This is a genomic window from Pseudomonas sp. HLMP (genome assembly GCF_046365545.1).
Taxonomy (GTDB): Bacteria; Pseudomonadota; Gammaproteobacteria; order Pseudomonadales; family Pseudomonadaceae; genus Aquipseudomonas; species Aquipseudomonas guariconensis_B.
In genome coordinates, this window is sequence record NZ_JBDLLR010000001.1 from 4037112 (window position 1) to 4051824 (window position 14713).

The following is a 14713-nucleotide window of genomic DNA, read 5'->3' on the forward strand; positions in this document are numbered from 1 at the left end:
GCAATCTGCTACAACCCGTTCGACGTCTCTTACTTTCCTGCAACCCAGCCCGGTACTTTTTCATATCGTTTGGATATGAAAAAAACTGTCATCAAAAACTAAGCTTCATAGGAAACAAGACAATGGCTGAGCGTCAGAACGGTACCGTCAAGTGGTTCAATGACGAGAAAGGTTACGGCTTCATCACCCCCGAAAGCGGTCCGGATCTGTTCGTGCACTTTCGCGCCATCGAAGGTAACGGCTTCAAGAGCCTGAAAGAAGGCCAGAAGGTCTCCTTCGAAGCTGTGCAGGGCCAGAAAGGCATGCAGGCCGACAAGGTCCGCGCTGAAGGCTGATCCCAGACTTCTTCAGAAAAAGCCCCTGCCAAGTGCAGGGGCTTTTTTTTGTCCGTAGAATGTGGGCTTCGCCACTCGGAGCCGTCCTGCATGTCCAAGCCTCTGCTCAAACCCCAGGGTGATTTCCCGCCGGTCGGCCTGGGCCGTCGCCTGGCCGCGATGTTCTATGACTTCTTGCTGTGCACCGCCCTGCTGATCGTCACTGCCGGCCTCTACAAGATGGTACAGATGGCGATCATCGGCGAGGCACGCATGCGTGAGCTGACCGAGGCTGGCGCCCTGGACGGTGACCCGCTGCTGTCGACCCTCCTGCTGTTCGCCCTGTTCGGTTTCTTCGCCAAGTTCTGGACCCACGGCGGGCAGACCCTGGGCATGCAGGTGTGGGGAGTACGGGTGCAGAACGCCGACGGCAGCGCCATCAGCCTGTGGCAGGCGCTGCTGCGCTTTCTCGTGGCCATCGCCTCATGGCTGTGCCTGGGACTGGGGTTCTTCTGGTCGTTGATCGACAAGCGCAAGCGCAGCTGGCATGACATCTACTCCGAGACGCAACTGGTGCGGATTCCCAAGCAGAAGAAATGAGCTTGCCGATACGTCCCCGGTGCCAGCCGCTTGAATGGCATCTGGGGCTGCGAAGCAGCCCCAGGCTTGACTGACCGGCATCGACGCTAGGGTCGACTTTTCTGTGCAGCCCAGGCCATCACCCCGCCCGGCGCAACAACCACACACCGGCCAGCGCGCAGATCCCGGCCGGGATCACCACCGCCAGCAGCGGCGGGAAGCCGAACACCTGGCTCGAAGGCCCAAGCAAGTCCTGGCCGATGCGGAACACGAAGCCCACCAGCACACCGGTGAACACCCGCTGGCCGAGGGTGACCGAGCGCAGTGGTCCGAAGATGAAGGAAATCGCCATCAGCACCAGCGCCGCCGTGACCACCGGCTGCAGCACCTTGGTCCAGAAGGCCAGCCAGTAGCGGGCGTTGTTCAGGCCCTGCTCGGACAGGTAGTGGATGTAGTCCCACAGGCCAGTGATCGACAGGGACTCCGGTGCCAGGATCACGGTATTGAGCAACTGCGGCGTCACCGAGACGTCCCAGCGCTCCTGCGGCGCCTTCACCACCTCGGTGCGGTCGCCGTGGAAGAAGGTGGTGCTGACATCGCTGAGGATCCAGTGGTCTTCCTGGTACTGAGCCCGACGGGCGAAGCTCGAGGTGACGATCCGTCGCTCGTCGTCGAAGCGGTAGCGGGTCACGCCCAGCAGCAGGCCATTGGGCTGCACCGCGTTGATGTGCACGAACTCGTCGCCCTGGCGGTGCCACATGCCGCGCTTGGAACTCTGCGCCTCACCGCCGCCCTGGGCCAGTGAGCGGTCGGCCTGGGCCTTGTTCTCGGTGACCGGGGCCACGTACTCGCCGATCAGCAGGCCGACCAGCATCAGCACCAGCATCGGCTTCATCACCGCCCAGACGATACGCCCGATGGACACCCCGGCGGCGCGCATGATGGTCAGCTCGCTGCTGCTGGCCAGGCTGCCCAGGCCGATCAGGCAACCGATCAGCGCCGCCATTGGCAGCATCTCGTAGAGCCGGCGCGGTGCGGTGAGCAACACGAAGTTGCCGGCATCCAGCACCGTATAGGTATCGCTCAGGTCGCCCATCTCGTCGATGAAGGCGAACAGCGAGGCCAGGCCGAGGATGATGCCCAGCACCGCCAGGATGGCCAGCAGCACGCTCTGGCCGATGTAGCGATCCAGCTTAACCATGGGCCACCTCCGCACGACGGGCGGCGCGCTTGAGGCGCAGCGGCTCCCAGTACATCAGGCCCAGGCCGATCAGCAGGAACAGGCCGTGTACCCACCACATGCCCAGGGCGATCGGCAGCTTGCCCTTCTCCAGGGCGCCGCGTACGGAAATCAGCATCGTCAGGTACGCCATGTACAGGAGGATCGCCGGCAGCAGCTTGAGGAAGCGGCCCTGGCGCGGATTGACCTTGGCCAGCGGCACCGCCAGCAGGGTCACGATGAAGACCAGCAACGGCAGGGAGAGCCGCCACTGCAGCTCGGCCTGCTCGCGCAGGCCCTGGTGCCCGAACAGTTGCCAGGTCGGGATGGCTTCGCGCTCGGTCACTTCCTCGCTGACCTCGGGCTTGGGTAGCAGCACGCCGTAGGTGTCGTACTTGATCGCCCGGTAGTCGGCCTGGCCGGGGTTGCCGTCGTAGCGGTAGCCGTTCTCCAGGATCAGGTAGCGATTGCCGTCGGCCTGCACTTCCTGGTGGCCCTTCTCGGCAACCAGCACGGAGGGCGCGCGGTCCTTGGTCTTGTCCTGGTTGAAGCGTTTCTCGGAGATGAACACCCCGGCCAGGTTGACGCGGTCGTCCGTCAGCTCCTCGGTGTAGGTCACCCGTGAGCCGTCGCGCAAGGTCTGGAAGCGCCCGGGCACCAGGGTGTCGAACTCGGTCAGGGCATCCTGCTGGTTGATGATCTGCTGCACCTGGGCCACGCCCTGGGGCGCCAGGCCCAGGCTCAGCCAGGCCACCAGCAAGGCGACCAGCGCGGCCGGCGCCATGGTCAGGGCGAGCAGGCGCTGCTGGCTCATGCCGGTGGCCGAAAGCACGGTCATCTCGCTTTCCAGGTACAGCCGGCCGTAGGCCAGGAGGATACCGAGGAACAGCCCCAGCGGCAGGATCAGTTGCAGGAAGCCCGGCAGACGGAAGCCCATGATCAGGAACAGCACGCCCGGATCGAGCACGCCCTGGGCCGCCTGGGCCAGGTACTTGATGAAGCGCCCGCTCATGATGATCACCAGCAGCACGGCGCTGACGGCGCTCAAGGTCAGCAGGACCTCGCGGGACAGATAACGAAAGACGATCAAACCAGACACTCCTGGGTTGTCAGGGGCGGAGAGCCAAACAATGGCCTAGGACAGCCAAGGCCCGTGCCAGTTCGCCGACGGCGAAGCAGCATGTGAAGTGCGCGCATTATCCTGTGATTGACCGCGCCTGTCACTTGGCCGCGCATGACGGCGCAGGTCGGGGTTGTCACAAGGGTTGCCGCAGGCTCAAACTGGCAGCTTTTCCACTGGCACGCGAACATGCGGCCAGGCCTGCTTCGAGCGCTCGCCAAAGACAGCGCCAACTGACAGATCATTCGGGGACCCTGACATGGAACTGGTTGTAAAAAGCGTAGCCGCAGCATCCTTGAAAACCGCCACCCTGGTGCTGCCCGTCGGTGAGGGCCGCAAGCTCGGCGACGTGGCCAAGGCCGTCGACCAGGCCAGCGGCGGCGCCATCGCCGCCGTGCTCAAGCGCGGCGACCTGGCCGGCAAGCCCGGCCAGACCCTGCTGCTGCACAGCCTGCCAGGCCTGAAGGCCGAGCGCGTGCTGCTGGTCGGCAGCGGCAAGGAGGCCCTGAATGACCGCAGCTGGCGCAAGCTGGCCAGCAGCGTTGCCGGGGTGCTGAAGAACCTGGGCGGCGGCGACGCCGTGCTGGCCCTGGAGGATGTCGCCGTCGACGGCCGCGATGCCCACTACGGCAAGTACCGCCTGCTGGCCGAGACCCTGCTCGACGGCGAGTACGTGTTCGACCGCTTCAAGAGCCAGAAGGCCGAGCCACGCACCCTGAAGAAGATCACCCTGTTGGCCGCCAAGGCCGGCCAGGCCGAGGTCGAGCGCGCCGTGAAGCACGCCACCGCCATCGCCACCGGCATGGCCTTCACCCGTGACCTGGGCAACCTGCCGCCGAACCTGTGCCACCCGAGCTTCCTCGCCGAACAGGCCAGGGACCTGGGCAAGGGCCACAAGAATCTCAAGGTCGAAGTGCTCGACGAGAAGAAGATCAAGGACCTGGGCATGGGCGCCTTCTATGCCGTGGGCCAGGGCAGCGACCAGCCGCCACGGCTGATCGTGCTCAACTACCAGGGCGGCAAGAAGAGCGAGAAGCCGTTCGTGCTGGTGGGCAAGGGCATCACCTTCGACACCGGCGGCATCAGCCTTAAGCCGGGTGCCGGCATGGACGAGATGAAGTTCGACATGTGTGGCGCCGCCAGCGTGTTCGGCACCCTGCGCGCGGTGCTGGAACTGCAGTTGCCGATCAACCTGGTGTGCCTGCTGGCCTGTGCCGAGAACATGCCCAGCGGCGGCGCCACCCGTCCCGGCGACATCGTCACCACCATGAGCGGCCAGACCGTGGAGATCCTCAACACCGACGCCGAAGGCCGCCTGGTGCTGTGCGACACCCTGACCTACGCCGAGCGCTTCAAGCCGCAGGCGGTGATCGACATCGCCACCCTGACCGGCGCCTGCATCGTCGCCCTGGGCAGCCACACCTCCGGCCTGATGGGCAACGACGACGCACTGGTCGGCCAGTTGCTCGACGCCGGCAAGCGGGCCGATGACCGCGCCTGGCAACTGCCACTGTTCGACGAATACCAGGAGCAGTTGGACAGCCCGTTCGCCGACATCGCCAACATCGGCGGCCCGAAGGCCGGCACCATCACTGCCGGCTGCTTCCTGTCGCGCTTCGCCAAGGCCTACCACTGGGCCCACCTGGACATCGCCGGCACCGCCTGGATCAGCGGTGGCAAGGACAAGGGCGCCTCGGGCCGCCCGGTACCGCTGCTGACCCAGTACCTGCTGGACCGCGCCAACGCCTGATGCCCCAGGCCGGGCGGCGCCCGCGCGGCGCCGCCCGGCAGAGCGAACCATGAGCAAAGTCGATTTCTACATCCTGCCCACCGACTCGTTGTCGGCACGCCTGGACTTCGCCTGCAAGCTGTGTGAAAAGGCCTGGCGCCTTGGCCACCGGGTCTACCTGCATTGCCAGGACGACGCACAGCGCAGCGAGCTGGACGAACGCCTGTGGCGCTTCAAGGGCGAGGCCTTCGTGCCCCACGACCTGGCCGAGGCCCATGCCGATGCCGTGGTCGCACTGGGCCTCGGTACGGATGCCGGCGCGCACCGTGGCCTGCTGATCAACCTGGGCGGCGACGTGCCGGCCTTCGTCGGCCAGTTCGAGCGGGTCGCCGAGATCGTCGTCGAGGAGCCGACCGTTCGCCAGGCCGCTCGCGAGCGATTCCGTTTCTACCGCGAACAGGGCTATGCTCTGCAAGACCACCGCTTACAGCGACTTTGACGATGATGGACAAGCCTTCCCCCCTGCCCGATTCCGCCCACCTGCTCGACGACCTGGAGTCGATCCGCCAGTTGCTGGGCGATGCCGACCTGCAACCGCCGCTGCTGACCGAGACGGTCGAACAGATCCCCCTGCTGCTCGACGAACCGGCCGGCAATGCACCACCTGCCGCCGAACCGGAGCCGGCCGCAACCGCCGAGGACGATCCGCAGACCCGCCGCCAGGACACCCTGCTGCACCTGGAAGCCGAACTGCGAGCCGCCGCGCAGTTGATCATGCAGGACGTGATCAACGACTTCACTCCACACATCGAGAACGAAATCAAGCGTCGCCTCGATGCGCGCATGGAGCGGCTGATCAAGCGCTCCGAGTAAGCCCTCCCGGGGCCGCTACGCGCCCACTACAGCTCCCCGCCTCGCAGCTTGTCGCTTGAAGCTTGCAGCTCCGTTATACTTCCCGGCTTTCCCGAATTAATGCCATAGGGTCCCGCCGCGCATGGATAAGACCTACCAGCCGCACGCCATCGAAACTTCCTGGTACACCACCTGGGAGTCGGAGAACTATTTCGCCCCACAAGGTGCAGGCGAGTCCTACACCATCATGATCCCACCGCCGAACGTAACCGGCAGCCTGCACATGGGCCACGGCTTCAACAACGCGATCATGGACGCCCTGATCCGCTTCCGCCGCATGCAGGGCCGCAACACCCTGTGGCAGCCAGGCACCGACCACGCCGGCATCGCCACCCAGATGCTGGTGGAGCGCCAGCTCGAGGCCAAGGGCCAGAACCGTCATGACCTGGGCCGCGAGAAGTTCCTGGAGAAGGTCTGGGAATGGAAGGAACAGTCCGGCGGCAACATCAGCCGGCAGATCCGCCGCCTGGGCTCGTCGGTGGATTGGAGCCGCGAGCGCTTCACCATGGACGACGGCCTGTCCGAGGCAGTCAAGGAAGCCTTCGTCCGCCTGTACGAAGACGGCCTGATCTACCGCGGCAAGCGCCTGGTCAACTGGGACACCAAGCTGCACACCGCCATCTCCGACCTCGAAGTGGAAAACCACGACGAGAAGGGCCACCTGTGGAACCTGCGCTACCCGCTGGCCGATGGCGCCACGACCGCCGAAGGCAAGGACCACCTGGTCGTCGCCACCACCCGTCCGGAGACCCTGCTCGGTGACGCCGCCGTCGCCGTCAACCCGAACGACGAGCGCTACCAGGCACTGATCGGCAAGTTCGTCGTGCTGCCGCTGGTCGGCCGACGCATCCCGATCATCGCCGACGACTACTGCGACCCCGAATTCGGCACCGGTTGCGTGAAGATCACCCCGGCCCACGACTTCAACGACTACGAAGTCGGCAAACGCCACGACCTGCCGCTGCTGAACATATTCGACAAGAATGCCCTGGTCCTGGCCAGTGCCCAGGCCTTCAACCTCGATGGCAGCCTCAACGACAGCGTCGACACCTCCCTGCCCGCGCAGTACGCCGGCCTCGACCGTTTCGTCGCGCGCAAGCAGATCGTAGCCGACCTGGATGCCCAAGGCCTGCTGGTCAGCATCGACGACCATGCCCTGAAGGTGCCGAAGGGCGACCGCTCCGGCACCGTCATCGAGCCCTGGCTGACCGACCAGTGGTACGTTTCCACCAAGCCGCTGGCCGAGCCTGCCATCGCGGCGGTGGAGGACGGCCGTATCCAGTTCGTGCCCAAGCAGTACGAGAACATGTACTTCTCCTGGATGCGCGATATCCAGGACTGGTGCATCAGCCGTCAGCTGTGGTGGGGCCACCGCATCCCGGCCTGGTACGACGAGTCCGGCAAGGTCTACGTCGGCCGCGACGAAGCTGAAGTGCGCGCCAAGCATGGCCTGGGCGCCGACGTGGTGCTGCGCCAGGACGACGACGTCCTCGACACCTGGTTCAGCTCGGGCCTGTGGACCTTCTCCACCCTGGGCTGGCCGGAGCAGACCGAGTTCCTCAAGACCTTCCACCCCACAGATGTGCTGGTCACCGGCTTCGACATCATCTTCTTCTGGGTCGCGCGCATGATCATGCTGACCATGCACCTGGTGAAGAACGAGGACGGCACGCCGCAGGTACCGTTCAAGACCGTCTACGTCCACGGCCTGGTGCGCGACGGCCAGGGCCAGAAGATGTCCAAGTCCAAGGGCAATGTCCTCGACCCGCTGGACATCGTCGACGGCATCACCCTCGACGCCCTGCTGGAAAAACGCACCAGCGGCATGATGCAGCCCAAGCTCGCCGAGAAGATCGCCAAGCAGACCAAGGCCGAGTTCCCCGAAGGCATCGCCAGCTACGGCACCGACGCCCTGCGCTTCACCTTCTGCTCGCTGGCCTCCACCGGCCGCGACATCAAGTTCGACATGGGCCGCGTCGAGGGCTACCGCAACTTCTGCAACAAGATCTGGAACGCCGCCCGCTACGTGCTGGACAAGGGCGAGGACTGCGGCCAGAACGGCGAAGCCTACGAGCTGTCGCTGGCAGACCGCTGGATCATCTCGCAGCTGCAGCGCACCGAGGCCGAAGTAACCCGCCAGCTCGAGCAGTTCCGCTTCGACCTGGCCAGCCAGGCCCTGTACGAGTTCATCTGGAACCAGTACTGCGACTGGTACCTGGAGCTGTCCAAGCCGGTACTGTGGGACGAGAACGCCCCCATCGAGCGTGCCCGCGGCACCCGTCGCACCCTGGTGCGCGTGCTGGAAGTGGCCCTGCGCCTGGCGCATCCGTTCATGCCGTTCATCACCGAGGAAATCTGGCAGCGCATCGCGCCGCTGGCCGGCATCCAGGGCAAGACCCTCATGCTGCAGCCGTGGCCGGTGGCCAACGAGAGCCGTATCGACAGCGCCGCCGAAGGTGACATCGAGTGGCTCAAGGAGCTGATGGTGGGCCTGCGCAACATCCGCGCCGAGATGAACATCGGCCCGGGCAAGCCGCTGCCGCTGTTCCTCAAGAACGCCAACGCCGACGACCAGCGCCGCCTGCAGGAGAACGAGGCGCTGCTCAAGAAGCTGGCCAAGGTCGAGTCCTTCACCGTGCTCGGCGAACAGGACGAAGCGCCGCTGTCGGCCACCGCGCTGGTGGGTGACCTGCAGGTACTGGTACCGATGGCCGGCCTGATCGACAAGGATGCCGAGCTGGCGCGCCTGAACAAGGAAATCCAGCGCCTGCAAGGCGAGGTCCAGCGCGTGGGCGGCAAGCTGTCCAACGCCGCTTTCGTCGACAAGGCACCGCCTGCGGTGATCGAGAAAGAGCGCGCCAAGCTGGCCGAGGCCGAGCAGGCCCTGGCCAACTTCACCGAGCAGCATGCGCGGATTGCGGCGCTCTAATCACTAGAGACCGTCAGGGCCGCTGCGCGGCCCTTTCGCGACACAAGGCCGCGCCCACAGGACGGCGCCCGACTTCAAGGCGCCACTCTCCTGTAGGCGCGGCCTTGTGTCGCGAAAGGGCTGCACAGCAGCCCCTGGCCTGCGACACCGGACCCGACCATGACCGTAAAACCCACCCTGCACCCGCGCAACCGCCATCAGGGCCGCTACGACTTCCCCAGCCTGATCAAGGCGCACCCGCAACTGGCCAACTTCACCATCACCAACCCCTACGGCAAGCCGAGCATCGACTTCGCCAACCCGCAGGCGGTGCGTGTGTTCAACCGCGCCCTGCTCAAGGCCCAGTACGGTATCCAGCACTGGGACATCCCGGCCGACTACCTGTGCCCGCCAATCCCGGGCCGAGCCGACTACATCCACGTGCTGGCCGACCTGCTGGCCGAGGACAGCGGCGGTGAGATCCCCCGTGGTGCCCAGGTACGCGCCCTGGACATCGGTGTCGGCGCCAACTGCATCTACCCCCTGCTCGGCCACAGCGACTACCGCTGGCGCTTCCTAGGCTCGGACATCGACCCGGTGGCCCTGGCCTCGGCCAGGACGATCGTCCTGGCCAACGGCCTGGGCAAGGCCATCACCCTGCGCCAGCAAGCCAACCGCAACCACATCCTCACCGGCCTGCTGCAGGGCGACGAGCGTTTCGACCTGACCCTGTGCAACCCGCCCTTCCACGCCTCCCGCGAGGAGGCCACCCGCGGCAGCCAGCGCAAATGGAAGAACCTTGGCAAGCTCGACCCCAGGCGCAAGCTGCCCGTGCTGAATTTCGGCGGGCAGAACAACGAGCTGTGGTGCGAGGGCGGCGAGATCCGCTTCGTCACCCAATTGGTGGGCGAAAGCGCGCAGTACGGGGAGCAGGTGCTGTGGTTCACCAGCCTGGTGTCCAAGGCCAGCAACCTGCCTGGCATCGAGGCAGCACTGAAGAAGGCGGGGGTTAAGGCACAGCGTATCGTCGCGATGGGCCAGGGCCAGAAACAGAGCCGCATGGTCGCCTGGAGCTTCCTGGACGACAGCGCGCGCCAGGCCTGGCACGCTCGCCGTGAAAGCAAACCGCAGGTATGAAAAACCGCGCCCGGGCAAGCCGGGCGCGGTTTCAGTACGGCATCGACAATTACTTGTTGACGGCGTCGGTCAGGACCTTGGCTGGTACGAACTTGACGACTTTCTTGGCAGCGATTTCGATGGCGGCACCAGTCGAAGGGTTGCGGCCAGTACGGGCAGGACGCTCGGCGACTTTCAGCTTGCCGATACCTGGGAGAGTGATCTCAGCGCCGTTTTCCAGTTGGTCGGCAACGATCTGGCCCAGTTGCTCCAGCGCGTTCTTGGCGGTGGCCTTCGGGGCGCTGATCGATTCGGCGATGTCGGCAATCAGTTGGTCTTTGGTCAATGCCATGGTGGTGTTCCTTCCCTATCAAATTCAGTGGTTATGCAGCGTGCTACATCGGTTATCGGGCCAGCCCTGAAAAGGTCCGGCGGGCCGCGCCAATCGCGTATGTAGATACGAAAATCGGCGTTTGGTTCGACACGACGCGAGCGATCTGCCAGCAATGCGCCACCCAAGGGGCGCAAGACCGCGCAAAACTACCACAGGAATGGATAAATATCCGCTACCGGCTTCGATTTTATGCAGGTTTTTCGGGGGTTTTGTCGTAAAACGCAAAAAATTGAACAAAAAAACAACAACAGGCATTTACGCCAACATCCGGCCACTGCATCGCCCCCGCCCCTGGGGTAAACTGGCCGACTTTGCAGCGCGGCCTCGCACCGCCCCACACCATTCGAGAATCCCATGCCAATCCGTCATTGCATCGTTCACCTGATCGACAAGAAGCCCGATGGCAGCCCCGCCGTGCTCCATGCGCGGGACAGCGAACTGACTGCATCGGACGCCATCGAGAACCTGCTGGCTGACCTCAACGACAGCTACAACGCCAAGCAGGGCAAAGCCTGGGGCTTCTTCCACGGCGAATCCGGGGCCTACCCGTTCAGCGGCTGGCTCAAGCAGTACCTGGACGAGGAGAAGGACTTCACCGCCTTCAGCCGTGTCGCCGTCGAGCACCTGCAAAAGCTGATGGAAGAATCCAACCTGTCCGTCGGTGGCCATGTGCTGTTCGCCCAGTACCAGCAAGGCATGACCGACTACCTGGCGATCGCCCTGCTGCACCACAGCGAGGGCGTGGCGGTGAACGCCGAGCTGGATGTCACCCCGTCGCGCCACCTCGACCTGGGCCAACTGCACCTGGCGGCGCGGATCAACCTGTCGGAGTGGAAGAACAACCAGAACTCGAAGCAGTACATCTCGTTCATCAAGGGCAAGAACGGCAAGAAGGTCTCGGACTATTTCCGCGACTTCATCGGCTGCCAGGAAGGGGTCGATGGCCCCGGCGAGACCCGTACCCTGCTCAAGGCCTTCAGCGACTTCGTCGAGAGCGAGGACCTGCCCGAGGAGGCCGCCCGCGAGAAGACCCAGACCCTGGTCGAATATGCCACCACCCAGACCAAGCTGGGCGAGCCGGTGACCCTGGAGGAGCTGTCCAGCCTGATCGACGAGGACCGCCCCAAGGCCTTCTACGACCATATCCGCAACAAGGACTACGGCCTGTCGCCGGAGATCCCGGCCGACAAGCGCACCCTCAACCAGTTCCGCCGCTTCACCGGGCGCGCCGAAGGCCTGTCGATCAGCTTCGAGGCGCACCTGCTCGGTGACAAGGTGGAGTATGACGAAGAAGCCGGCACCCTGATCATCAAGGGTCTGCCGACCCAACTGGTCGACCAGCTCAAGCGCCGCAAGGAGTGAAACCGCTGGGCTGCCTCGCAGCCCATCGCCGGGACTGCGCCGTTCTTGAGCGAATGGGTCGCACAAGCGCCCTAGGAGCCGTGGGTCACGCCACCATAGGCCGCCACCAACGCTTCCTTGGCCGACTTGCGCAGCTTCTTGACCAAACGCTCCTGGCGCAGCGCCTCGGCCTTGTCCGGCCACTGCTCGACATAGACCAGCGCCTGGGCCGGGCTGGTCTTGAAGTAACGTGCCCCCTGCCCTTTCTGATGCTGGAGGAAACGTCGCTGCGGATCGTCGCTGATACCGCAGTACAAGGATCCGTTGGCGGCGCGGACCAGGTAGACGTACCAGGGTTTGGGAAGGGATGTCTCGCTCACGGCTCGATTCAGGACAGCTGGGAAAGGCCGCCAGCTTAACCGCTCAACGCCCTTGCTGGAACGCCCGCAGCCCCTTGAATGCCTGCTGGCGTATCTTGTTCTGCAACATAGGCGACCACCCCAGCAGCAGCCCGGGCAGGCCCAGGGCCTGACGCGACCAAGCCCACAGGTCGAAGCTGTCATCGTGCTGACGAATCAGCCCATTGCGGATCACGAAACGCGCCTGGATGTCGTTGACCACGGTGCGCCCGGTCTGGCTGAACAGGTAGGTCGCCACCCAGTGCGCGCAGCCGCTGTCCTGGTTGGCATGGACGTGGTCGAAGGTCAGGGAGAAATCCCTGGCGCGGGTTGTGAGCAACCGCCACATATCGCCGACGTCACTGCCGCGCAAGGTGCCGAAGACCGGGTCGGTGAAGACGATGTCATCGCTGTAGCAGGCCACCATGGCCTCGGCGTCCAGGCGCTGGAAAGCCTGGTAGAAGCGGCAGATCAGGGCGTGGTTGGCGTCGCTCATGGGGCTGCTCCGTCCTGCAGGGCGAAACCTGAACGATAATCCGCCGCGGGCGATGTCGCCATGGCCATTCGCGCCATTTGTGCAGGCCTCAAACCCGTTCGCTCTCCACCTGCACATGCAGCGCCCGCCCGGCACCAAGGCCGAACACGATGGCGCCCACGCCCAGCACCGCGAAGATCCAGCCCACCGCAGCCCAGCCACCGGTCAGGTCATGCACCAGCCCCACGGCGAAAGGCCCCATGGAGGCCAGGGTGTAGCCCACGCCCTGGGCCATGCTCGAGAGGTTGGCGGCCACATGAGCATCCTTGGAACGCAACACGATCAGGGTCAGGGCCAGGGCGAAGGTACCGCCCTGCCCCAGGCCCAGCAGGACCGCCCAGCCCCACAGGCCGGAAAGCGGCGCATACAGGCAGCCGAACAACCCGGCCAGGGTGACCAGCATGACGATCACGATGGCCAGGCGCTGGTCCTTGCCACGGGTCGCCAGCCAGGGCGCACTGAGCGAACTGACCAGTTGCACGATCACCGAGCCGGACAGCACCAGGCCTGCCTCGGTCGGGCTCAGGCCGCGGCCAATGAGGATCGATGGCAGCCAGCCGAAGACGATGTAGGCCAGCGAAGATTGCAGGCCCATGTACAACGTCACCTGCCAGGCCAGCGGGTCGCGCCACAGACCGCGCACCCGGTAGGCCACCTTGTGCAGGCCATGCCCCTGGCGCGCCTGGGGCAACCACACGAGCATCGCCAGCAATGCCGGCACCAGCCAGAAACCCAGGCCCATCGCCCAGCTGTCGTCGAAGCGCTGGGCCAGCGGTACGGTCGCGCCGGCGGCCATCGCGGCACCGAGGCACAGGGCCATGGTGTAGACGCCAGTGAGGGTCCCCGCATGCTGTGGGAAGTCGCGCTTGACGATGCCTGGCAGCAAGACGCCGATGATGCCGATGCTGGCCCCCGCCATCAGGCTGCCGATGAACACCCCAGCCGTCCCCAGGGCACTGCGCACCAGGATGCCCAGGGCCAGGGTCAGGAGAATGCCGAGGATCACCCGCTCGCTGCCGAAACGCCGCGCCAGGACCGGCGCCAATGGCGCGAACAGCCCCAGGCAGAGCACCGGCAAGGTGATCAGCAAGCCGGCCTGGGAAGCATTCAGTCCCAGCCCCTCGCTGACCTGGCCCAGCACCGGCGCCATGCTCGACAGCGCCGGACGCAGGTTCAGCGCCACCAGTACCAGGCCCAGCAGCAACAACCAGGGCCGCTGCAGGAGCACCGGTTGCTGCTGGACCTGCTCGTCGTCGGCTTCGGCATCGATGAGCAGTTCATCGAGCTCCGCCTCGCGGGGGGCGGTGTGGCGGGTCAATTGTTCAGCCATGGGAGTCTCGCTTTCAGGATTCGATGAGGGTGCGGCTCAGGCGCTTGGCCCGCTCCGCGTCGCGCTGCTCGATGGCGTCGAGAATCTGCCCATGCAGGTCGAAAACCTTCTGGCAACGGGGGGCAGTGCTCATGTTGAGCTGCAGCGCCGCCGCCACCACGCCGGAGAAATAGCGGTACAACTCGCTCAGGGCGGGGTTGTGGGCGGCGTCCACCAGGCGCTGGTGGAAGACCAGGTCACAGGTGACGTAGGCCTCGACATCACCATGGAAATGCGCCGCGCTATCGGCAAGCGCCTCGCGCAGGCGGGCCAGGTCGTCCTCGGTGCGACGCAGGGCGGCCAGCCCGATCGCCTCGGCTTCGAGGATGTGGCGGGTTTCGCGGGCCTGCTCGGGGGTGCAGCGGGACATGGCCTGGACCGCCTGGAGCGGGTCCTGGGCGGTACGCAGGTAGCTGCCGTCGCCCTGGCGGATTTCCACCAGGCCACTGAAGGCCAGCACCCGCATGGCCTCACGCACGGTGTTGCGGCTGATGCCCAGCTCCAGGGCCAGTTCGGGCTCGGTCGGCAGGCGCTGGCCGATGGCCCAGGTGCCGCTGGTGATGCGGTTGCGCAGTTGGTCTACGGCTTGCTCGACCAGGGAGCGTTTGATTAACGGAGTCATGGGGACATCCAGTCATCGGATGATTTTTGCGAAAAAGTGAACGATAACCCTGGAATACCGCAGGGGCAAGGTTGGTTTTTCACAGCGCCGAAACGATATCGGCTGCAAAGCAGCCCCAAATGGCCTTGCGATCAGCACCGCTCCCCGTGAGAGCGGG

At 65.1% G+C, this 14713-nt stretch carries 15 protein-coding genes; 8 read left to right on the forward strand and 7 right to left on the reverse strand.

What is annotated here, in order from left to right; translation table 11 throughout:
• Nucleotides 1-122: 122 nt before the first annotated feature.
• Both ABFA30_RS18585 and ABFA30_RS18590 read left to right on the forward strand, forming a co-directional pair.
• Complete coding sequence (locus ABFA30_RS18585) at nucleotides 123-335, forward strand: cold-shock protein (protein WP_225787203.1); 213 nt, start codon at nucleotides 123-125, stop codon at nucleotides 333-335.
• A 90-nt stretch (nucleotides 336-425) separates the two neighbouring features.
• Nucleotides 426-914, forward strand: a complete 489-nt coding sequence (locus tag ABFA30_RS18590) for an RDD family protein (RefSeq protein ID WP_225787202.1) — start codon at nucleotides 426-428, stop codon at nucleotides 912-914.
• A 118-nt stretch (nucleotides 915-1032) separates the two neighbouring features.
• On the opposite strand, the gene lptG is transcribed toward ABFA30_RS18590, so the two are convergent.
• The gene (gene lptG, locus ABFA30_RS18595) at nucleotides 1033-2094 is read right to left on the reverse strand and encodes an LPS export ABC transporter permease LptG (protein ID WP_225787201.1); all 1062 of its coding nucleotides are present in this window, start codon (nucleotides 2092-2094) and stop codon (nucleotides 1033-1035) included.
• Nucleotides 2087-3202, reverse strand: a complete 1116-nt coding sequence (gene lptF, locus ABFA30_RS18600; RefSeq protein ID WP_253081784.1) for an LPS export ABC transporter permease LptF — start codon at nucleotides 3200-3202, stop codon at nucleotides 2087-2089. The genes lptG and lptF overlap by 8 nt, the downstream gene beginning before the upstream one ends.
• A gap of 289 nt (nucleotides 3203-3491) precedes the next feature.
• On the opposite strand from lptF, the gene ABFA30_RS18605 reads away from it, so the two are divergent.
• The 5 genes from ABFA30_RS18605 to rlmF all read left to right on the forward strand — a co-directional run bounded on the left by ABFA30_RS18605 (nucleotide 3492) and on the right by rlmF (nucleotide 9918).
• The gene (locus ABFA30_RS18605; RefSeq protein ID WP_225787199.1) at nucleotides 3492-4982 is read left to right on the forward strand and encodes a leucyl aminopeptidase; all 1491 of its coding nucleotides are present in this window, start codon (nucleotides 3492-3494) and stop codon (nucleotides 4980-4982) included.
• A 49-nt stretch (nucleotides 4983-5031) separates the two neighbouring features.
• On the forward strand, nucleotides 5032-5460 hold the full coding sequence (locus ABFA30_RS18610; protein ID WP_253081782.1) for a DNA polymerase III subunit chi: 429 nt from the start codon (nucleotides 5032-5034) through the stop codon (nucleotides 5458-5460).
• 5 nt (nucleotides 5461-5465) lie between these two features.
• Nucleotides 5466-5834: a DNA polymerase III subunit chi gene (locus ABFA30_RS18615; protein WP_225787458.1), complete on the forward strand. Its 369-nt coding sequence runs from the start codon at nucleotides 5466-5468 to the stop codon at nucleotides 5832-5834.
• A gap of 121 nt (nucleotides 5835-5955) precedes the next feature.
• Nucleotides 5956-8802, forward strand: a complete 2847-nt coding sequence (locus tag ABFA30_RS18620) for a valine--tRNA ligase (protein WP_410045785.1) — start codon at nucleotides 5956-5958, stop codon at nucleotides 8800-8802.
• A 159-nt stretch (nucleotides 8803-8961) separates the two neighbouring features.
• Nucleotides 8962-9918 carry a 23S rRNA (adenine(1618)-N(6))-methyltransferase RlmF gene (gene rlmF / locus ABFA30_RS18625; RefSeq protein ID WP_225787196.1) on the forward strand — a complete coding sequence of 319 codons (957 nt, stop codon included), beginning with the start codon at nucleotides 8962-8964 and terminating at the stop codon, nucleotides 9916-9918.
• A 49-nt stretch (nucleotides 9919-9967) separates the two neighbouring features.
• On the opposite strand, the gene ABFA30_RS18630 is transcribed toward rlmF, so the two are convergent.
• On the reverse strand, nucleotides 9968-10249 hold the full coding sequence (locus tag ABFA30_RS18630) for an HU family DNA-binding protein (RefSeq protein ID WP_225787195.1): 282 nt from the start codon (nucleotides 10247-10249) through the stop codon (nucleotides 9968-9970).
• Nucleotides 10250-10645: 396 nt separating this feature from the next.
• Here ABFA30_RS18630 and yejK point away from each other — a divergent pair, with 396 nt between their 5' ends.
• Nucleotides 10646-11653, forward strand: a complete 1008-nt coding sequence (gene yejK, locus ABFA30_RS18635) for a nucleoid-associated protein YejK (RefSeq protein WP_225787194.1) — start codon at nucleotides 10646-10648, stop codon at nucleotides 11651-11653.
• Between the two features lie 71 nt (nucleotides 11654-11724).
• On the opposite strand, the gene ABFA30_RS18640 is transcribed toward yejK, so the two are convergent.
• The 4 genes from ABFA30_RS18640 to ABFA30_RS18655 form a co-directional block, all read right to left on the reverse strand.
• A complete protein-coding gene (locus ABFA30_RS18640) occupies nucleotides 11725-12012 on the reverse strand; it encodes a GIY-YIG nuclease family protein (RefSeq protein ID WP_225787193.1) in 288 nt (95 codons plus the stop codon).
• A gap of 43 nt (nucleotides 12013-12055) precedes the next feature.
• Nucleotides 12056-12526, reverse strand: coding sequence for a nuclear transport factor 2 family protein (locus ABFA30_RS18645; protein WP_225787192.1), 471 nt, complete (start codon nucleotides 12524-12526; stop codon nucleotides 12056-12058).
• Between the two features lie 88 nt (nucleotides 12527-12614).
• A complete protein-coding gene (locus ABFA30_RS18650; protein WP_410045786.1) occupies nucleotides 12615-13895 on the reverse strand; it encodes a CynX/NimT family MFS transporter in 1281 nt (426 codons plus the stop codon).
• Between the two features lie 13 nt (nucleotides 13896-13908).
• On the reverse strand, nucleotides 13909-14556 hold the full coding sequence (locus ABFA30_RS18655; protein WP_368815331.1) for a FadR/GntR family transcriptional regulator: 648 nt from the start codon (nucleotides 14554-14556) through the stop codon (nucleotides 13909-13911).
• Nucleotides 14557-14713 lie beyond the last annotated feature (157 nt).